The 20517-nt window shown below is 56.6% G+C and carries 14 protein-coding genes and 2 pseudogenes; 4 read left to right on the top strand and 12 right to left on the bottom strand.

What is annotated here, in order from left to right:
- Positions 1–93 precede the first annotated feature (93 nt).
- From purF to ACEVJK_RS10845, 8 genes are all read right to left on the bottom strand, one after another.
- On the bottom strand, positions 94–1506 hold the full coding sequence (gene purF / locus ACEVJK_RS10880; RefSeq protein ID WP_374740553.1) for an amidophosphoribosyltransferase: 1413 nt from the start codon (positions 1504–1506) through the stop codon (positions 94–96).
- A gap of 45 nt (positions 1507–1551) precedes the next feature.
- The gene (locus ACEVJK_RS10875) at positions 1552–3156 is read right to left on the bottom strand and encodes a CTP synthase (RefSeq protein ID WP_374740552.1); all 1605 of its coding nucleotides are present in this window, start codon (positions 3154–3156) and stop codon (positions 1552–1554) included.
- 36 nt (positions 3157–3192) lie between these two features.
- Entirely contained in the window at positions 3193–4608 is a 1416-nt protein-coding gene (purB, locus tag ACEVJK_RS10870; protein ID WP_374740551.1) for an adenylosuccinate lyase, read from the bottom strand.
- A gap of 19 nt (positions 4609–4627) precedes the next feature.
- Positions 4628–5902 carry an adenylosuccinate synthase gene (locus tag ACEVJK_RS10865; protein WP_374740550.1) on the bottom strand — a complete coding sequence of 425 codons (1275 nt, stop codon included), beginning with the start codon at positions 5900–5902 and terminating at the stop codon, positions 4628–4630.
- Positions 5903–5916: 14 nt separating this feature from the next.
- Complete coding sequence (gene purC, locus ACEVJK_RS10860) at positions 5917–6642, bottom strand: phosphoribosylaminoimidazolesuccinocarboxamide synthase (RefSeq protein WP_240288014.1); 726 nt, start codon at positions 6640–6642, stop codon at positions 5917–5919.
- Positions 6635–7723: a carbamoyl phosphate synthase small subunit gene (locus ACEVJK_RS10855; protein ID WP_374740549.1), complete on the bottom strand. Its 1089-nt coding sequence runs from the start codon at positions 7721–7723 to the stop codon at positions 6635–6637. Before ACEVJK_RS10855 ends, purC begins: the two co-directional genes overlap by 8 nt.
- A 29-nt stretch (positions 7724–7752) precedes the next feature.
- Positions 7753–9336, bottom strand: a complete 1584-nt coding sequence (gene asnB, locus ACEVJK_RS10850; protein ID WP_262670098.1) for an asparagine synthase B — start codon at positions 9334–9336, stop codon at positions 7753–7755.
- 67 nt (positions 9337–9403) lie between these two features.
- Entirely contained in the window at positions 9404–11500 is a 2097-nt protein-coding gene (locus ACEVJK_RS10845) for a glutamine synthetase III (RefSeq protein WP_374740548.1), read from the bottom strand.
- Between the two features lie 351 nt (positions 11501–11851).
- Between ACEVJK_RS10845 and ACEVJK_RS10840 the strand changes: the two genes are divergently transcribed.
- The 4 genes from ACEVJK_RS10840 to ACEVJK_RS10825 all read left to right on the top strand — a co-directional run bounded on the left by ACEVJK_RS10840 (position 11852) and on the right by ACEVJK_RS10825 (position 16798).
- Positions 11852–13072, top strand: coding sequence for a glutamine synthetase family protein (locus tag ACEVJK_RS10840; protein WP_374740547.1), 1221 nt, complete (start codon positions 11852–11854; stop codon positions 13070–13072).
- A gap of 36 nt (positions 13073–13108) precedes the next feature.
- Positions 13109–13693, top strand: a complete 585-nt coding sequence (locus ACEVJK_RS10835; protein WP_147571351.1) for an ANTAR domain-containing response regulator — start codon at positions 13109–13111, stop codon at positions 13691–13693.
- 147 nt (positions 13694–13840) lie between these two features.
- A complete protein-coding gene (locus ACEVJK_RS10830) occupies positions 13841–14971 on the top strand; it encodes a DUF362 domain-containing protein (protein WP_374740546.1) in 1131 nt (376 codons plus the stop codon).
- A gap of 156 nt (positions 14972–15127) precedes the next feature.
- On the top strand, positions 15128–16798 hold the full coding sequence (locus ACEVJK_RS10825; RefSeq protein WP_374740545.1) for a nucleoside kinase: 1671 nt from the start codon (positions 15128–15130) through the stop codon (positions 16796–16798).
- Positions 16799–16881: 83 nt separating this feature from the next.
- On the opposite strand, the pseudogene ACEVJK_RS10820 reads toward ACEVJK_RS10825, so the two are convergent.
- The 4 genes and pseudogenes from ACEVJK_RS10820 to tet(W) all read right to left on the bottom strand — a co-directional run.
- Positions 16882–17025 (bottom strand): annotated as a pseudogene (locus ACEVJK_RS10820) (thioredoxin family protein); the annotation flags it as partial.
- Positions 17026–17409: 384 nt separating this feature from the next.
- Positions 17410–17487 (bottom strand): annotated as a pseudogene (locus ACEVJK_RS10815) (sigma-70 family RNA polymerase sigma factor); the annotation flags it as partial.
- 169 nt (positions 17488–17656) lie between these two features.
- Positions 17657–18424, bottom strand: a complete 768-nt coding sequence (locus ACEVJK_RS10810) for a class I SAM-dependent methyltransferase (RefSeq protein ID WP_004010385.1) — start codon at positions 18422–18424, stop codon at positions 17657–17659.
- 50 nt (positions 18425–18474) lie between these two features.
- A complete protein-coding gene (gene tet(W) / locus ACEVJK_RS10805) occupies positions 18475–20394 on the bottom strand; it encodes a tetracycline resistance ribosomal protection protein Tet(W) (protein ID WP_031474227.1) in 1920 nt (639 codons plus the stop codon).
- Positions 20395–20517 lie beyond the last annotated feature (123 nt).

Below are 20517 nucleotides of genomic sequence, written 5' to 3'. Positions count from 1 at the left end.
GGGAGATTTTCCTCTCTGTTTAAATATCTAATTCTTTTCCTTCCAATCTTAGGAGGTGACATCCCTCGATTTACTGTCCGCTGCTGGCACCATCTACTGGGATAGCTTCCGTTCAAAGCGGTCCTTCCTGGTATCCGAGGGTATTGCGGTGGGATATCTGCCGCTGAAACAGGCGTCACAGCAGTTCCCTCCCCCGATAAGTTCCCCCAGCTTGGACAGTGGAAGATACCCCAGCGAATCCGCCCCTATCATGTCTGATATTTCCTCTGGCGTGTGGCTGCAGGCAATCAGATTTTCCTTCGAGTCGATATCTGTGCCATAGTAGCAGGGATTCAAAAAGGGTGGCGCCGAAACACGCACATGGATCTCACAGGCTCCCGCCTCTCGTAGAAGGCTGACGATACGGCCGCTGGTAGTACCCCGGACAATGGAGTCGTCAATGAGGACTACTCGCTTGCCCCGGACGGTCTCTCCGATGGCGCTTAACTTGATCTTCACCTTGTCCAGACGCTGCTCCTGTCCCGGCGAGATAAAGGTGCGCCCAATATACTTGTTTTTGAGCAGTCCAATTCCGTATGGGATACCGGAGGCCTGGCTGAATCCAAGGGCGGCGTCCAGCCCTGAGTCCGGCACCCCTACCACCACGTCCGCTTGAACCGGGTGCTCCTGTGCCAGGATCCTTCCGGCCCGGAGTCGGGCGGCGTGGACAGATACCCCGTCGATGACCGAGTCCGGACGGGCAAAATAGATGTACTCAAAAATACAAGGCCGCCTCGCGGCTTTTCCACAGTGCTCCCTCCGGGCGACCATTCCTTCCGGACTGAATACCAGGATCTCTCCTGGCTCTACATCACGGACGAACCGCGCTCCTACGGCAGTCAGAGCACAGCTCTCCGAGGCTGCCACATAGCCCCCGCCAGGCAGTTCCCCATAACACAGGGGACGGAACCCATAGGGATCTCGGGCGCAGATCAGCTTCCTGGGAGACATGAGTACCAGAGAGTAAGCCCCCTCCAGCTCATCCATGGCCTTGCTCAGAGCTTCCTCAATGGAGGGGCAGGTCAGCCGCTTTCTTGTAATGGTATAGGCAATAATCTCTGTATCGCTGGTGGTATGAAAGATGGCTCCCTTCAGCTCCAGTTGCCCCCGCAGTTGGGCGGCGTTGCTGAGGTTTCCGTTGTGAGCGATGGCCATGTGCCCCTTCACATGGTTGACCTCAATGGGTTGGCAGTTGCCGCGATTTGCGGCCCCGGTAGTGCCGTACCTCACATGGCCCACCGCCATGGCTCCCTTGGGAAATCGGGCCAGCTCCTCCTGAGAAAAGACCTGGCTCAACAGCCCCAGATCCTTTCTTGAGAAGAATACACCGTCATCGTTGACCACGATGCCGCAGCTCTCCTGTCCCCGGTGCTGGAGGGCATACAGTCCGTAATAGGCCAGGCTAGCCGCCTGGATTGGGGCTTGGCTGATGACGCCGAATACACCGCACTCCTCATGGATGCTCATTTCTATTCCTCCCGCTCTGAAGCTGGCGCCGGCCCGCGCGCTTCCTTATTCCCTGTTTTTCTCCTTCGCCGCGAATATAAATTCCCGAAACAGCGGATGTGCCCGGTTGGGCCGGCTTTTCAGCTCCGGGTGGAATTGGACGCCTACAAACCAGGGATGGGAGGGCAGCTCTACTATCTCCACCAGCCGGCCGTCCGGCGACAAACCAGACAGGCGCAGCCCAGCTTGGGTCAACCGCTGGCGATATTCGTTGTTGAACTCATAGCGGTGCCGGTGCCGCTCCGAGATGTCCGACGTTCTGTAAGCTTGGAACGCCGCTGTGTCTTCCCGGTCAATGCGGCACGGGAAGGCGCCCAGGCGCATGGTGCCTCCCTTGTCGGTCACGCCCCGCTGGCCCTCCATCAGGTCGATGACGGGATAAGGTGTGTCCGGGTCCAGCTCGCTGGAGTGAGCCCCCTTCATGCCGCACACATGGCGGGCAAACTCCACCACCGCCATCTGCATTCCCAGACAGATGCCCAGAAACGGTATTTTATGCTCCCTGGCATAGCGGATGGCGGAGATCTTGCCCTCGATCCCCCGGCTGCCAAAGCCGCCGGGTACCAGGACGCCGTCCACTCCGGCAAGGAGCATCTCCACGTTGCCCTCTGTGACCGCTTCGCTGTCTACCCAGCGGATGTGTACCTTTACCCCGTTCTCGATCCCTCCGTGGGTCAGCGCCTCCACCACAGAGAGGTAGGCGTCATGGAGGGCCACATACTTACCCACCAGTGCGACCTCCACTTCTCCTTTTGGGTGCTTGGCCCGCTGAACCATAGTATCCCACTCGGTCAGGTCCGGAGCGTGGCACTCCAGCCCCAGATGCTTCACCACCACCTGAGCCAGTCCCGCCTTCTCCAGCATCAGCGGGACCTCGTAGAGCAGGCCGGCGGTCAGATTTGGGATGGCGTTTTCCACCGGGATATTGCAGAATAAGGATATCTTTTCCAGGATCTCCTGGGGCACCGCCTCATCACTACGGCACAGGATAACATCGGGCTGGATGCCCAGCGAGAGCAGCTCCTTGGCCGAGTGCTGGGTGGGCTTTGATTTCAGCTCCCCGGTCCCTGGGATGGATACGATGAGGGATACATGGAGAAACATGACGTTTTTTCTCCCCCGCTCGGCGGCCACCTGGCGGATGGCCTCCAGGAACGGCTGGGATTCGATATCGCCTACCGTACCACCGATCTCTACAATGGCTACATCGGTTTCAGGCCCCTCCAAGGTATAAATACACCGCTTGATCTCGTCGGTAATATGGGGGATGATTTGGACCGTTCCACCCAAATAGTCCCCTTTCCGCTCCCGATTCAGTACGTTCCAGTATATCCGGCCCGCTGATACCGAGGAGTTTACTGTCAGATTCTCATCGATGAAACGCTCATAGTGGCCCAGGTCCAGGTCAGTTTCCGCCCCATCATCGGTGACAAAGACCTCCCCGTGCTGATAGGGGGACATGGTCCCTGGGTCCACGTTGAGATATGGGTCCAGCTTCTGGACTTTTACCTTCAGCCCCCTCTGCTTCAGGAGCCGGCCCAAGGACGCCGCTGTGATCCCCTTGCCCAGGCCGGACACCACGCCTCCAGTCACAAAGATATAGTTTGTCATAGCCCCTTCTCTCCCTTCACTGGCCGCAGCCTGTTCTCACAGCTCGATCCGGGCAGTCTCCCGCTCCAGATCCGCAAACAGCGGACGGATGCTCTGGACAAAGTCCTCCACCTGCTGGGCACACCGGCCGGTATACAGCTCCGGGTTCAGCAGCCGCTCCATATCCCCTCGTGACAGGCCGAAGGACGGCTCCCCGGCCAGCCGGTCCAACAGGTCGCAGTCCCCCCCATCTTTCATCCGGGCGGTGGCTGCCATGGAGCAGCGGCGGATGATTTCATGGAGCTCCTGCCGGTCTCCCCCCCGCTTTACCGCCTCCATCATCAGATTTTCCGTGGCGATGAAGGGCAGGTACTCCTTTACCGTTTTCTCAAGCACTCTTTCATTGACATGGAGCCCGTTTGTTACATTCTGGGCCAGACGCAGGATAGCGTCAGCGCACAAGAAGCCCTCGGGCAGGGCAATGCGCCGGTTGGCTGAGTCGTCCAGCGTCCGCTCCAGCCACTGGGTCGAGGCAGTCATAGGGGCATTCATAGCGTCGGCCATCAGATAGCGGGCCAGGGAGCAGATTCGCTCACAGCGCATAGGGTTGCGCTTATAGGCCATGGCGGAGGAGCCGATCTGGTCCTTTTCAAAGGGCTCCTCCACCTGCCTGTCGTGCTGGAGCAGGCGGATATCATTGGCCATACGGTAACAGCTCTGGGCGATAGAGGAGAGGCAATTCAAAATGCGGCTGTCCAGCTTTCTGGGGTAGGTCTGGCCGCACACCGGGAAGCACTCCTCAAATCCGAAGTCAGAGGAAATCTTCCGGTTCATTTGACTGATCTTCTCCTGGTCCCCGTCAAACAGGTCCAGGAAGCTGGCTTCAGTGCCGGTAGTCCCACGGCAGCCCAGGAACTTGACGTTCTTCAGGGTGAAGTCCAGTTCGGACAGGTCGGACTCCAAGTCCTGGAGCCAGAGCGCCGCCCGCTTACCTACCGTGACCAGCTGGGCGGGCTGATAGTGAGTGTAGCCCAGGGTAGGCAGGGCCCGATATTGCTGGGCAAAGTCGGCCAGATTGGCCATCACCTGAAGCAGCTGCTGGCGGAGATAGCGCAGCCCATCCCGGTAAAGGATCAGATCGGCGTTGTCTGTGACATAGCAGCTGGTGGCCCCCAGATGGATGATGCCGGCGGCAGAGGGGGCCGCCTGTCCAAAGGCGTAGACATGGGCCATCACGTCGTGGCGCACCTCTTTCTCCCGCCGCCTGACACAGTCATAATCGATCTCGGTGATGTGGGCCTCCAACTCCTCTACCTGCCCCTGGGTAATGGGCAGGCCCAGTTCCATCTCCGCCCGTGCCAGGGAAACCCACAGCCGCCGCCAGGTCTGATAGCGGGTATCGGCGGAAAAAAGCTGGAGCATATAGGGGGAGGCGTAACGGGTAGACAGCGGGGATTCATATCGGTCAGTCATTTGTCGTCCTCCTTATACTCTATACTCTGATGACGCTGTCCCGCTCCGGCCCCACCGAGATATAGGCGATAGGACAGCCGATGGCCCGCTCCACATGGCCCACATACTCCTGGGCCTGGCGGGGCAGATCCTCCCACCTACGGGCCGAGGAGATGTCCTGCTTCCAGCCCGGCAGATACTCGATTTCCGGCAGGGCTTTGCCCAGGGCCGTGGGGAAGGGAAAGCTCTCTGTAGGCTGGCCGTCCAGCCGGTAGCGGACGCACACAGGGATTCGGTCCAGATAGCTGAGTACATCCAGTTTGGTCAGTGCGATCTCTGTGGCCCCCTGGATTTCCACCCCGTACCGGGTGGCCACCAGGTCGATGGGGCCTACCCGCCGCGGCCGGCCGGTCTTGGCGCCGTATTCCGCTCCCGCCTTCCTCAGTTTCTCCGCCTCCGGACCGAACATCTCACAGACAAAGGGCCCCTCCCCTACACAGGTGGAGTATGCCTTTACCACACCTACCACCCGGTCAATTTTGGCGGAGGGCAGGCCGGAACCGATAGGGGCGTAGGCCGCCGTGGTGTTGGATGAGGTGGTGTAGGGGTAGATGCCGAAGTCCAGGTCCCGAAGGGAACCCAGCTGGGCTTCGAAGAGGATGCTCTTTCCCCGGCTCTGGGCCTGCTTCAAATAGGCCCCGCTGTCACAGAGATAGGGCTTGATTTTTTCGCAGCTGTTGGCCAGCCACTTCTCCACCCTCTCCATGGTGAAGGGCTCTGCCCCATACACCTTAGTCAAGGTTAGGTTCTTCCACTCCAGAAGCTGGGCCAGATGGTCCCGTAATTCCTCCGGATAGAACAGCTCTCCGGCCATAATGGTCTTTTTCTGGTACTTATCGGAGTAGAAGGGGGCAATCCCCTGCTTGGTTGAGCCATACTTGTGGTCCTTCAGCCGCTTCTCCTCCAGCTCGTCCAGTTCCCGGTGCCAGGGCAGCAGAAGCGAGGCCCGGTCGCTGATCTTCAGATTCTCCGGGCTGATCTCCACTCCTCTGGACATCACATCCTCTATCTCTGTCCACAGGTTCTCCGGGTCCAGAGCCACCCCGTTCCCCAGGACATTGACGACCCCCGGGCGGAAAATACCCGAGGGAAGAAGATGGAGGGCAAATTTTCCATACTGGTTGATGACGGTGTGTCCGGCGTTGCCGCCCCCCTGGTAGCGGACCACAAGGTCATAGTCCTGGGTGAGCAGATCCACCATCCTTCCCTTGCCCTCGTCCCCCCAGTTGATGCCCACGATGGCGCAGTTTGACATATCGTTCCCTCCGTTTACAGTTGTTGGTTGAGCCGGTCCATGACCTGGCGGTAGGCCGCCTCCACGCCGCCCAGATCCCGGCGGAAGCGGTCCTTGTCCAGTTTGTCCCCAGTCTGACTGTCCCACAGGCGGCAGGTGTCGGGGCTGATCTCATCGGCCAGGATTATGGTACCGTCTGGCAGCCGGCCAAACTCCAGCTTGAAGTCCACCAGTGTGACACCGCACTGCTTCCAGATCTCCCGGAGCAGCCTGTTGACCTCCAGGGCATAGCGCCGGATGACCGCTACCTCCTCCGGGGAAGCCAGCCCCAGGGCGAGCACATGGTCATCGTTGAGCAGAGGGTCCCCCAGCTCATCATTCTTATAGGAAAACTCCAGGGTCGGCCGGTAAAAGACCGCTCCTTCGGCCACCCCGTACCGCTTGGAAAAGGAGCCGGCGGCAATGTTGCGCACGATGACCTCCAGGGGGACGATGGCCACCCTCTTTACCAGGGTATCCCGGTCGTTGAGCTCCCGGACCAGGTGGGTGGGGATTCCCTCCCGCTCCAGCCGGGCCATCAGCAAATCGCTCATCCGGTTGTTGATGACACCCTTACCGACGATGGTACCCTTTTTCAGCCCATTGAAGGCGGTGGCGTCATCCTTATAGGATACAATCAGCAGCTCCGGGTCATCTGTGGCGTACACCTTTTTCGCCTTGCCCTCGTAGAGCAGCTCCCGCTTTTGAGGCATTTCACTCATTTGTTTTCCCTCCCATAGACGCTACAAATCGGTCAAACAGATACTCCATATCCCTGGGGCCGGGGTTGGCCTCTGGATGGAACTGTGTGGAAAAGCAGTTGGGGCGGCGGTAGCGCAGTCCCTCGCAGGTTCCGTCGTTGGCATTGATGTGGGACACCTGGGCCACCACCGGGTCCACGGTATCGGCCAGTACCATATAGCCGTGGTTTTGACTGGTGATAAACACCCGGCCCCTCTCTACATCCCGGACCGGGTGGTTCCCGCCCCGGTGGCCATAGTCCATCTTTCCCGTCCTGGCCCCGGTGGCCAGTGCCAGCATCTGGTGGCCCAGACAGATGCCATACAGGGGCAGGCCGCTGTCATAGAGCTTTTTTATCTCCCGGATCATGTCTGTGTTCTCCGCCGGGTCCCCAGGGCCGTTGGACAACAGCACCCCATCATAGCCGCCGGAGAGGACTGTCTCGGCCGGGGTGGAGGCGGGCAGCGCCGTGACGCTGCATCCCCGGCGGCGGAGACAGTCTATCATATTCTGCTTGACCCCGTAGTCCATCATGGCCACATGGTACCGCTCCTCCCCTATGGCGGGAAACTCCTCCGGGGCGGAGCGGGTAACCTTCTGGATCGTATCCCGGACCTTATAGGCGTGCAGCCGCTCCAATACCTGCCCCACATCAAACTGCTGGGCACAGGTCAGCATGGCGTTCATGCTCCCCTGGCTGCGGAGCATCTTGGTCAGGGCACGGGTATCCACCCCCTCGATGCCGGGGATGTCATGCTCCTTCATATAATCCCCCAGGTCCATCTCTCGGCGGAAGTTGCTCCCCCTGGGGGACAGATGGCGAACCACCAGCATCTCCACCCAGGGGCGGCTGGACTCGTTGTCCTCGCTGTTCACCCCGTAGTTGCCGATGAGGGGATAGGACATGACCACGCCCTGTCCGGCATAGGAGGGATCGGTCAGGATCTCCTGGTAGCCAGTCATGGAGGTGTTGAACACCAGCTCGCACACCCGTGTCTCTGTGCTCCCGATGCTGGTACCGGAGAGGACGCTTCCGTTTTCCAAGATCAAAGTCGCTTTCAAACTGCTCACTCGCTTCCTATGTGATGGTCTTAAACTCCGCTCTGGCCGTAGTTGGCCAGCACACGGGCGGAGGGGTCATCCACGTCGCAGCCCTCCCACTCCCGGTTGGGCATCCAGAAATCCAGGACCATCCCGCTCTGCCCCGGATAGTATTTCTCAAATATCTCACGATAGAGCAATGACTCCTTGGTAAAGGGGCGGGCATGGACATACTTCTGCCTCAGCTTCTGGAAATCGTCATCGGTGTAACACTGTTCCGCGTATTCCTTCAGGTCGTCCACCAGTGAGTGGCCCACAGCGTCGGAGAAGGCCGCCTTCTCCCGCCACAGGATATCCTGGGGCAGCCAGCCGCCCTCCTCGAAGGCGTGGCGGAGCAGATACTTGCCCTTTCCATATCGGTTCCGCTTCCGCTCCGGGTCCACCGACATGACATAGCGCACGAACTCCAGGTCTCCGAAGGGGACTCGTGCCTCCAGGGAGTTGACCGAGATACACCGGTCTGCCCGGAGCACATCGTACATGTGCAGCTCTCGGACCCGTTTTTCCGACTCCTCCTGAAACGCTTGGGCAGAAGGGGCGTAGTCTGTATACTTATAGCCGAACAGCTCGTCGGATATCTCGCCAGTGAGCAGCACCCGAATATCGGTCTGCTCGTGAATGGCCTTACAGACCAAGTACATTCCCACGCTGGCCCGAATGGTGGTAATGTCGTACGTGCCCAGCAGATGAATCACCCGCTCCAGGTTGGAGATCACATCCTCCCGTGTGATGATCACCTCCGTGTGGCGGCTGCCGATGTATTCCGCCACCTCCCTGGCGTATTTCAAATCGATGGCGTCGCCGCTCATGCCGATGGCAAAGGTCCGAATCGGGGTCTTGCTCCGCCGGGCGGCGATGGCGCACACCAAGGAGGAGTCAAGCCCTCCGGACAGCAGGAAGCCCACCTTGGCGTCGGCCACCAGCCGCTTTTCCACCCCGGCGATCAGCTTTTCCCGGATGTTCCAGCATACCGTTTCCAGGTCATCCCGGCAGATCCGCTCCACCTGGGTCATATCCCGGTAACAGATAAATCTGCCGTCCTTATAGTAATGTCCAGGGGGGAAGGGCAGTATTTCTCCCGCCGCCAGGCCCAGCAGGTTCTGGGGCTCGCTGGCAAAGAGGATAACTCCTTGGCTGTCATATCCGTAATAGAGGGGGCGGATGCCGATGGGATCACGGGCGGCGATGTACTCCTGTCTCTCACCGTCATAGAGGATGCAGGCGAATTCCGCATCCAGCATCCGGAACATCTCCACCCCGTATTCCCGGTACAGAGGGAGCAGCAGCTCACAGTCAGAGTCGCTGGCAAAGGTATATTTTTCTTCCAGTCGCTTTTTTAGCTTTTCAAAGCCGTATATCTCGCCGTTGCACACCACGAAGCTGCCGTCCAGCGCAAAGGGCTGCATCCCGGCAGAAGTCAGGCCCATAATGGACAGCCGGTGGAATCCCAGCAGGCCCTTTCCTGTGTCAACGATCCGGCTGTCATCCGGCCCCCGACTGACCGTGCGCTGAAAGCCGGCCTGAAATGCCTCCAGGTCGAACACTGGGCCGCAATATCCCATAATGGAACACATAAACGCTCCTCCAATCTCTATTGGGCCCCGGTCCGAATGGAGGCCGGGGCCAGAAGGGATCTGGTCGTTACCGCACGCCAAACAGCAGGTCGCCGTAAGTGGGAAACGGCCAATACTTTTTGGGGGTCAGGGTCTCCGCCTCGTCGCAGGCCAGGCGCAGCTGCCCCATTTTACACAGGATCACATCCCGGACAGCGGCGGCCTCCTGGGCGATATCCCCGGCGGAGGACACCTCCAGCACCGCCTGCTCCAGCTCCGCGGTTTTGGCCGCCATCTGATCCGTGAGAGCAGACAGCTTTTTTACCAGCTCGGACTCATACCCGCAGGGGCAGCCAGGGACCAGTTCCCGCTTGGCGGCCGCCCCTCTGGCGGTGTCCAGCGCAAAGGACTCCACGGCTGGCAGGATCTCCGTTCTGGCCATATCCACCATGGTGTTGGCCTCGATCAGAATGGTTTTGCAGTAGTTCTCCATCATGACCTCATACCGGGAGGTAAGTTCCTCCAAGGTCAGCACGCCGTGGGAGGTGAGGAGCCTGACATTCTTCTCATCCAGCAGATGGGGGACGCAGTCCGGGGTGGTGCGGTAGTTGAGCAGGCCCCGCTTCTCTGTGGCCTCAGTGATCCAGGCATCATCGTAGCCGTTTCCGTTGAAGATGATGCGCTTGTGCTCCCGGATAGTCTGCCGGAGCAGCTCCTGCAGGGCGGCGGGGAAGTTCTCGGCCCCCTCCAGGCGGTCGGCATAGAGCTTGAGGCTCTCAGCCACAGCGGTGTTGATCATGATGTTGGCACAGGCGATAGAGTCGGAGGAGCCCACCATGCGGAACTCAAACTTGTTGCCAGTGAAGGCGAAGGGGGAGGTGCGGTTCCGGTCGGTGGTATCCTTGCTGAATTTGGGCAGGATATCCACCCCAAGCTTCATCTTGGTCCGGGCAGCTCCCTGATAGGGGGTCTCATGGTCAATGGCCTCCAGCACACCGTTCAGCTCATCTCCCAGGAAGATGGATACCACAGCGGGAGGCGCCTCGTTGGCTCCTAGGCGGTGGTCGTTGCCGGCCGTGGCCACCGAGATGCGCAGCAGGTCCTGATAGTCGTCCACCGCCTTGATGACGGCGCACAGAAACAGCAGGAACTGGGCGTTCTCATAGGGCGTATCACCGGGAGAGAGCAGGTTGACGCCAGCGTCGGTGGAGATAGACCAGTTGTTGTGCTTACCCGATCCGTTCACTCCTACAAAGGGCTTCTCATGGAGCAGACAGACCAGCCCGTGCCGGGCGGCCACCTTCTGCATGATCTCCATGGTCAGTTGGTTGTGGTCAGTGGCAATGTTGGTGGTGGTATAGATAGGGGCCAGCTCGTGCTGGGCCGGGGCCACCTCGTTATGCTGGGTCTTGGCCAGGACACCCAGCTTCCATAGCTCCTCATTCAGGTCCTCCATAAAGGCGGCCACCCTGGGTTTAATCACGCCGAAATAGTGGTCATCCATCTCCTGTCCCTTGGGGGGCTTGGCGCCGAACAGAGTTCGGCCGGTAAACCGCAGATCCCGGCGCCGCTCATACATTTTGGCATCCACCAGGAAATACTCCTGTTCTGGACCCACCGCGGTGGACACCCGTTTCACCGTGTCATTTCCAAACAGCCGCAGGATGCGGAGGGCTTGTCGGTTCAGGGCCTCCATGGAGCGCAGCAAGGGGGTCTTTTTGTCCAGCGCCTCGCCGCTGTAAGAGCAAAAGGCCGTGGGGATGCACAGCGTTTTCCCCTTGATAAAGGCATAGGAGGTGGGGTCCCAGGCGGTGTAGCCTCTTGCTTCAAAGGTAGCCCGCAGCCCCCCGGAGGGAAACGAGGAGGCGTCCGGCTCCCCTCGGATCAGCTCCCTGCCTGAGAATTCCATGATAACCCCTCCATCTGGAGAGGGGGTGATAAAGCTGTCGTGCTTCTCGGCGGTGATGCCGGTGAGTGGCTGGAACCAGTGGGTAAAGTGGGTGGCCCCCTGGGCTACGGCCCAGTCCTTCATGGCGGCTGCCACAGCGTTGGCCACACCCAAATTCAATTTAGCCCCCTCGTCGATGGTCTTCTTTAAAGACTGGTATACCTCAGCGGATAAATTTGCCTTCATCACCCTGTCGTCGAACACCATGCTTCCAAAATACTCCGGAACAGCTGCCATTGTCTTTCACCCTTTCTACTTCTAAAAAAATGCAAAAAAGGCGAAGGTGCCTCTAAGGAAAATCCTTAAAGACGCCTTTGCCTTTATGTGCCGCATTATAGCCCCGTGGCAGCCGTTTGTCAATGAGATTTTGGACTGTTTAGTACATTCTGTAACAGTTTCCAAAAACATTTCGCCCTATTTTTCCTGTTTCTGTCTGGACCGCCAAAATTTTTTCCCATAGGAGACAACACTGGAAAATCCATTTTTACCGGTGCTATAATAGCAGCGGATCCCGTTCCACCAGGCTGCCAGCCGGCTTTGCGGCCTTCGCATATGCCCGGCGACGCAAAAATATCCATGAAAGTTGGTGTGACCGTGAAATATTCCAAGCGCGAGGTCATGCAGTATGTTCAGGAGGAGGAGATCAAGTTCATCCGCCTCGCCTTTTGTGACGTATTCGGCCGGCAGAAAAACATCTCCATCGTGGCCACCGAGCTGCCCCGGGCCTTTGAGTACGGCATCGCCATTGACGCCTCCGCCATCGCCGGCTTTGGGGACGTAGCCCATTCCGACCTGCTCCTCCGGCCTGACCCAGAGACGCTGATGCTCCTCCCCTGGCGCCCGGAGCATGGTCGGGTGGTGCGGATGTTCTGCTCCATTGTCTATCCCGACGGCCAGCCCTTCCCTTGTGATTGCCGGGTCCTGCTTAAGCAGGCTGTGGCCTGCGCTGAGGAGAGGGGGCTTCAGTTTCTCTTTGGCGCGGAGCAGGAATTCTACCTGTTCCGGCGGGATGAAAACGGTGAGCCCACCAAGATTCCCCACGACAGGGCCAACTATATGGATACGGCCCCAGAGGACAAGGGGGAAAACATCCGCCGTGAGATCTGCCTCACTCTGGAGCAAATGGGCATCTGGCCTGAGTGTGCCCACCACGAGGAGGGGCCCGGCCAGAACGAGATCGACTTCCGCTACTCCGACCCTCTCACTGCCGCCGACAATGCCATGACTTTACAGGCCATCGTGAAAATCATTGCCGAGCGGAATGGACTGTGCGCGGACTTCAGCCCCAAGCCCCTGGAGGGGAAACCGGGCAACGGCTTTCACATCAATATGTCAGTGAAGTCAACGGATGGACTGGACCACCTGCCCGAGATGGTAGCCGGTGTGCTGGACAAGGTGGGGGAGATGACCGCCTTTTTGAACCCTACCCGAGAGTCCTATTCCCGTCTGGGCGGCTATAAGGCCCCAGATTACATCTCCTGGTCCAAGGGGAACCGTTCCCAGCTGATCCGGATCCCAGCGGCGGCTGGTGAGTACCGTCGAGCGGAGCTGCGCTCTCCCGATCCTATGGCCAACCCATACCTGGCCTTCGCACTGATGATCTATGCCGGCCTGTACGGCATTGAGCGGCATCTGGAGATGCCTCATCCCGCCGAGGTGGACCTCTACCAGGCGGACGCAGAGACGCTGGTAAAATTCCGTCGGCTGCCTCAGAACCTCCAGTCCGCCTGCGCCACCGCCGCAGACAGCCCCTTTATCCAGACCTATATCCCGGAAGCCATCCTGGCGGAATACCGCAAGCGGGCCTGAAGCCCGTCTGCATAACAGGGAAAGGAGTGGGAAGCCATGAGCCTGAAGGAGCAGGTATACAGCGTTCTTTTTGTATCATCGGCGGAGCGGTTCAACATCGGCTTTTCCGCCGTCCTTCAGGAAACTCCCTGTGAGCCGGTGGTCACAGTGTCTAGCGTAAGCGCCGCCGAGCAGACCCTAACCCAGCGGTCCTTTGATTTTATCTTCATCAACTCTCCCCTTCCGGATGACTCCGGCGTTCGGTTCGCCGTTGACAGTTGCCGTCTGAGGGGGACTGTCATCCTTTTACTTGTCCCCAGCGACCTCCATGACGAGGTCTATGACCGAGTGGCAGAGCACGGAGTATTCACCTTGCCCAAGCCCTTTTCCCGGACCATGCTCCTCCGGGCGGTCAGCTGGATGGTCAGCACCCGGGAGCGGCTCCGGAGGCTGGAAAAGCGCGTCCTGCCTCTGGAAGAGAAGATGGAGGAGATCCGCCTAGTCAACCGGGCCAAATGGTTACTCATCAGTGAATTGAAGATGACCGAGCCGGATGCCCACCACTATATCGAGCATCAGGCGATGGACCGCTGTGTGTCCAAAAGATCCGTTGCGGAGGATATTATCCGTCTTTATACATAGCGGTCCCAAAAGGCCGGAGGGCGCTCCTCTTACCCCACCTGTGGCCCGCGTTCAAATCTCCTCTTGACATGGAGTGTACTCCAACCTTTATAATAGGACAAGTGAAAGTAGTTTTTGAGAATCATATTGTTCAGGAGGGAACCGATCATGGCAGAGTCCAAGGTCTATTTTACCGATTTTCGCACGATCGCCTTTGGCGATAGTCTGCCTATCAAGCTGAAGAAACTCATCCGCAAGGCCGGCATCGGCCAAATCGACATGGATGGCAAGTTTGTGGCCATTAAGATGCACTTCGGAGAGCTGGGCAACATCAGCTATCTCCGCCCCAATTACGCCAAGGCGGTAGCCGACGTAGTAAAGGAGCTGGGCGGCAAGCCCTTCCTTACCGACTGCAACACCATGTACCCCGGCAGCCGTAAAAACGCTCTGGAGCACCTGGAGTGCGCTTGGGAAAATGGTTTCACGCCCCTCTCTGTGGGCTGCCCTGTTATTATCGGCGATGGACTGAAGGGGACTGACGATGTGGCTGTCCCCGTGGTGGGCGGTGAGTATGTGAAGGAGGCGAAGATCGGCCGTGCCGTGATGGACGCCGACGTTTTCATCAGCCTGACCCACTTCAAGGGACATGAGATGACCGGCTTCGGCGGGGCCATTAAGAACATCGGCATGGGCTGCGGCTCCCGGGCCGGTAAAACCGAGCAGCACAGCAGTGGAAAGCCCAGCATCTCCCCTGATCGGTGCCGGGGCTGCCTGCGCTGCCAGCGGGAGTGCGCCAACGGCGGACTGGTCTTTGACCAGCAGACACGGAAGATGCATGTGGACCACGACCACTGTGTAGGCTGCGGGCGCTGTCTGGGAGCCTGTAACTTTGACGCTATCTCCTTTGACAACGACAACGCCAACGAAGTCCTCAACTGCCGCATGGCGGAGTACACCAAAGCCGTGGTGCACGGCCGTCCCTCCTTCCACATCTCTTTGGTGGTGGATGTTTCTCCCAACTGCGACTGCCATTGTGAGAATGACGCCCCCATCCTGCCCGACCTGGGGATGTTTGCCTCCTTTGATCCCCTGGCGCTGGACCAGGCCTGCGTAGACGCCTGTCTGGCTGCTACCCCCATGCCCAACAGCCAGTTGTCCGACCATCTGGCCGACCCCGGCTTCCACGACCACCACGATCACTTCACCAACTCCTCCCCTGAGTCCGAGTGGCGCACCTGCCTGGAACACGCCGAGAAGATCGGTCTGGGGAGCCGGAAATACGAATTGATTCGCGTCTAATCCCGCGCACATGAATCATCCTCCCGCCTTACCAGCGGGAGGATGGTTTTTTCTGTTCCGCTGACTGGTTGATTTCCCATGCCCCCGGTGATACAATGATATTTGACCGTCGTCTTTCAATCCATCCGGCCGCGTTGACCTGAGGAAGGAGTTTTTATGGAACAGACCAAGCTGTGCGCCGTAACTGTGGGCGAGACTGCGCGCGCCTACCCCTATGGGACCACTTATCAAACCATTGCCGCTGACTTTCAGGAGCAATATGAAAACGACATTCTGCTGGTCAGCCGAAACGGGAAGCTCTGTGAGCTGAATAAAACATTGGACCGGGACTGCACCCTGGACATAATCACAGCAAAGGACAAGCCCGGCATCCAAACCTACGAGCGAAGCGCGGTCTTTCTGATGCTCAAGGCCTTTTATGATGTGGCAGGCAGCGAAAACGTGGAGCGAATTTCTGTGGAATACTCTATTGGCCCAGGGCTGTTTATTCGGGCCAAGGGCAGCTTTGTCCTCAACCAGTCCCTCTTGGATCAGGTCGGCGAGCGGATGCGGCTGCTTGTAAACCAGGCAATCCCCATTCAAAAACACTCTATCAGCACGGACGACGCTGTGGACCTGTTTCAGAAAAATCGGATGTACGACAAGTCCCGTTTGTTTGAATTCCGGATCAATTCCCATGTCAATATCTATTCTCTAGACGGCTTTTCAGACTATTTTTATGGATACATGGTCCCGGACACCAGCTATCTCAAATGGTTTGATCTTCAACTGTTCCAGGAAGGCTTTGTCCTTCTTCTGCCCAGCCAGAAAAACCCCCATGCGCTGGCGGAATTCCACCCCTCTGTCAAGGTCTTTCAGGCCCTTTATGATGCCACGCTTAGGTCCGAGAAGCTGGGCATTTCCAACGTGGCGGAGATGAATGAGACGATTGCCAGCGGCGGCGCCACCCAGATGATCCTGACCCAGGAGGCCATGATGGAGAAGCAGATTGGCGACATCGCCGAAGAGATCTCCCGACGGAAAGACGTCCGGTTTATCATGATCGCCGGCCCCTCCTCCTCTGGTAAGACTACCTTCTCTCACCGCCTGTCCACACAGCTGCTGGCCTGTGGGATGCACCCCCACCCCATCGCCACAGACAACTATTTTAAAAACCGCGCAGATACTCCCCGCGACGAGAATGGGCAGTATGATTTTGAAAGTCTGGGGGCCATGGATGTCGAACTGTTTAATCAGGATATGACCAGGCTTCTGCGGGGGGAGAGCGTTGAGATTCCTCAATTCAACTTCAAAAAGGGGGCGCGGGAATATAATGGTGACTACCTCACCCTCGGCCCCCAGGATATTCTCGTCATCGAGGGCATCCACTGCCTGAATGACCAGTTTTCCTATTCGCTCCCCACGGCAAGCAAGTATAAAATCTATATTAGCTGTCTGACTACACTGAATATCGATGACCACAACCGCATCCCCACCACGGACGCCCGCCTCCTCCGCCGGATCGAGCGGGACGCCAGGACTCGGGGGTACAGCGCAAGAGCCACGATCCAGATGTGGCCGTCTGTCAGGCGGGGGGAGGAGCGTTATATCTTCCCCTATCAGGACAGCGCGGATGTGATCTTTAATTCTGCCCTGATCTATGAAACGGCTCTGCTGAAGCCATATATCGAGTCTTTGCTCTTTGCCGTGCCCAAAGACTGTGGCGAGTACACAGAAGCCAAACGTCTTTTGAAGTTCCTGAACTACTTTTTACCTATTCCCTCCGACGATGTTCCGAAGACCTCCCTGATGCGGGAGTTTATCGGCGGCGGCTGTTACAAGGTCTGAAGACAGGCCCTGCCGCCTGTGTTTTTACTTTAAATATAAAGCCTGTGACTTTTGTCACAGGCTTTTTCTATTAAAAAAGAAAGTTAGAAAGTAGTATATAATTTGATATTTTTTATCGCCTTGCCATCCACCACCAGCGCCGGGGTCGTCATAACCCCATAGGCGGCGATTTGCGTGAAGTCCGTTACATGGTCGATAGTAGTGTCCATTCCCAGCTCCGCCAGGGCAGATCCCAAGAGGTGAGGAGGGACAAACTCTCAGAAATAGAGAAAACAGGGTGCCCCTCTGATTTCAACCGTCAGACGGGCACCCTGTTTTTTCAACCATAAACCATTGGTACCAAATCGTTGCCACAGAAGGCCTTAATCCCTCAAAACCCAGTCATATCGGGCTTTTTGGGCCTCTGAAATCATTCCCACTCGGCAAATTCAGATATAGTAGGGTGTATTTGAGGTGATTTCGCAGGAAAAACTTTCGCAAATATGTTAATATTCCACCTGCTATTTTCGGCTGTAAAGTTTATTAGTATCAAAATAGTATCACAAAAGGCTGGGAAATACAACAGAATTATGTGGAGCTCTACATAATTCCGGCACGGACGGACGCTGTCAGGCACAGCGGATAACAGCCTTGCAAGAGGCGTTGTACCTGCGCTGGATATATTCTTGATAGGCTTTCTGGTCTGTCATGGAAATTCCCCCTCTCTGAATAATAGTGCGGGGCGGCAGCACTCCTTGCTGTCGCTCCTTGACTGCCTAACTGCGAAACCGGGCGGGGCTGTCAACGGTGGGCGAAGCCCGTTCATCTTGACCGCCCGCTGGCTCGGCTGGCTTTGCTATTTACCCGACAAACTTGAATTTATTGTAAGGTATCACGTTTTACCTTCTTAAGCCTTACTATCATTACCATAGGAATTTCTTTGTTGGTTTTGAAACATTCTTCATAAAATCCATCAATGACAAATCCAGCTCTAAAACAAAGGTTAAAAATATCTTGTATGGAACGATGATAATAAATCTGCTCTTTCGGTTGCCCTTCAATCGCTATATCATAGTAACTGTGCGGTGTCATATATTTTTCAGTCAACGTGACAAAACAAGGGTGTTGCGTTGCAAAGACAAAAATTCCGCTTTCCTGCAACAGTTCATAAACAGCCATAAGAAGTGGTTCAATATCCGTAATATCCATAATTGCCATATTAGAAACTGCTTTCGTAAAGGCTCGATTTCTTTTTAATTCTAATATACTTTTTCTATTGGTCGCATCCGCCACACAAAATTCAATTTGTTTTGCATATTGTGATTGCCGTCTTTTAGCCAATTCTATCATTTTTTTGCTGTAATCAAAAGCGACAACCGAAGCGCCTCTTTGTGCAAGATACGAAGAATAATTTCCATTGCCACACGCAATATCCAAAATATAATCCGCAGGATTAGGAGATAGAAGTTCCGTTACTTTGGGACGCACTACCTCTCTGTGAAATTCATTAGATTCGTCACCCATTGCATTATCCCAAAATTGTGCGTTCTCCTCCCAGATTTTTTTACTTTCCTCTGTTCCCATGTTCTCTCCCACTCCCAAAATTTGCTTTTTTGCTTCCATTAAATCTTCCTTACGATATTCCATTGTTACCCTCCATAACTTCTGATTGTTGCCGTCTTGACGATTATGTATCTTTACATTACCTTCTGAAACATATGGCGCACCTTGTCCAGGCGGTTGTTTGGACGGCGGGGCTGGATGACCGGCTGGCCGACAGCGGCCTGATACCCTTTTAGCTCTGTAAGGCATACGCTCTGCCCGTTGGTGTAAAAGGCCAGATCAGTACGGTATGCCTGTATACAGCGGGCGGGAATCTCGCCAGTAAAGACAACTTCATCCTTTTTTACCTGGGCCGTTTCGATGGTGGCACAGTATTTCGGTGCATCATGATAAGCCCTGGAAAGGTATTCCTGGGGCGCATAGAGGGTGAAGGAGAGATAAGGTTCCAGCAGCTGCGTCCCCGATTCCTTCAATGCCTGTTCCAATACAATCGGGGCCAATGAGCGGAAGTCCGCCGGCGTGCTGACTGGACTGTAATAAAGCCCGTATTCAAAGCAAATCTTACAGTCCGTTACGTTCCAGCCGAACAAGCCCTGCTCCAGCCCGTAACGGATACCATCCCTGACAGCGTTTTGAAAACTCTGGTTCAAGTATCCCAGCGAAACCCGGCTCTCGTATTGTACGCCGGAGCCAAGCGGGAGTGGTGTAACAGACAGTCCGATAGATGCCCAAAACGGGTTGGGCGGCACCTCGATATGGATGGTGTGGCTGGCTGCTTTGAGCGGCCGCTCCATATAAATGACGGTGGGTTCCTTTACCACTGTTTCAATCTTGTATTTTTCCGACAGCAAAGCGGAAACGACCTCCAACTGCACCCGGCCCAAAAAAGAAAGAATGATCTCATGGGTGATGGAATCCACTTCGCAGCGCAAAAGCGGGTCAGTATCCGCAAGTTGCGTAAGAGCGTCCAGCAGCCGTTCTCTTTGCGCTGCCGTTTTCGGCGCAATCGTCGTCCGCAGCATGGGGAGGGGGGCCTCGCGCCACCTTTTACGAGGGAGCCGGGTTTGATCCCCTAATACATCGTTTAACCTCACGCTGTCGCTGGGAAGGATAACAATTTCGCCCGGATAAGCGGTGTCTGTCCGAACAATTTCCCCTTTGGATGGAATGCGCATCTCTGTGATTTTCAGCTTTTCTCTCCCGGCCAGGGCCACCGTATCCCGCAGGCGCAGCGTTCCGCTGTATAGCCGCAGATAGACACGCCGCTGGCCGCAATCGGTGTACTCAACCTTGAAAACGCTGCCGCATAGGGTGGCGCTCCCCTGTTCCCCAATCGGTTGGAACAGTCCTGTCACCGCATCCATCAACGGTTGAATGCCAAGGCCCTTTTTGGCGCTGCCATGATAGACCGGAAACAGGGAGGCTTCTTGAACCCGCCGCTGTTCCTCCCGCGCAAGTTTTTCCTGGCTGATTGGTTCTCCTGCGATATACTTTTCCAATAATGCATCGTTATTTTCGATGACCGCATCCCATGCTTCTATGTCGGTATTTTCCTCCAGGACTATTTCCGGGGACAGCGACACCGTCTGCTTGATGATAATATCGGCGGAGAGCTTATCCCGAACAGACTGAACCACGCTCTGCAAATCAACGCCAGCCTGGTCGATCTTGTTGATAAAGATAACGGTGGGAATGTTCATTTTCCGCAGGGCATGGAACAGAATACGGGTCTGGGCCTGCACGCCATCTTTCGCGGAGATCACCAAGATGGCCCCATCTAAAACAGCCAAAGAGCGGTACACCTCCGCCAAAAAATCCATGTGGCCGGGCGTATCCACAATGTTAACTTTACATCTGTGCCACTGGAAGGAAGTGACTGCCGCTTGAATGGTAATCCCACGCTGCCGCTCCAAAAACAAGGTGTCCGTCCTCGTTGTCCCTTTTTCGACGCTCCCTGGTTCTGAAATGGCTCCACTGGCATATAGCAGACTCTCCGTCAAGGTCGTCTTTCCAGCGTCTACATGGGCAAGAATCCCGATATTGATAATGTTCATGTCTATCCTCCATACAAGGCCCGAATGGGCGCAAAAATCCCCAGCGGCTAATACTTTTACCGCTGGGGATCATGACTTCGGACACACAGAAACATACACGACTTACATAAGCCGCGGTCCGTC

This window comes from Flintibacter sp. P01028, assembly GCF_041925235.1.
Taxonomy (GTDB): domain Bacteria; phylum Bacillota; class Clostridia; order Oscillospirales; family Oscillospiraceae; genus Lawsonibacter; species Lawsonibacter aceti.
This window is presented reverse-complemented; position numbering and strand designations above follow the sequence as displayed.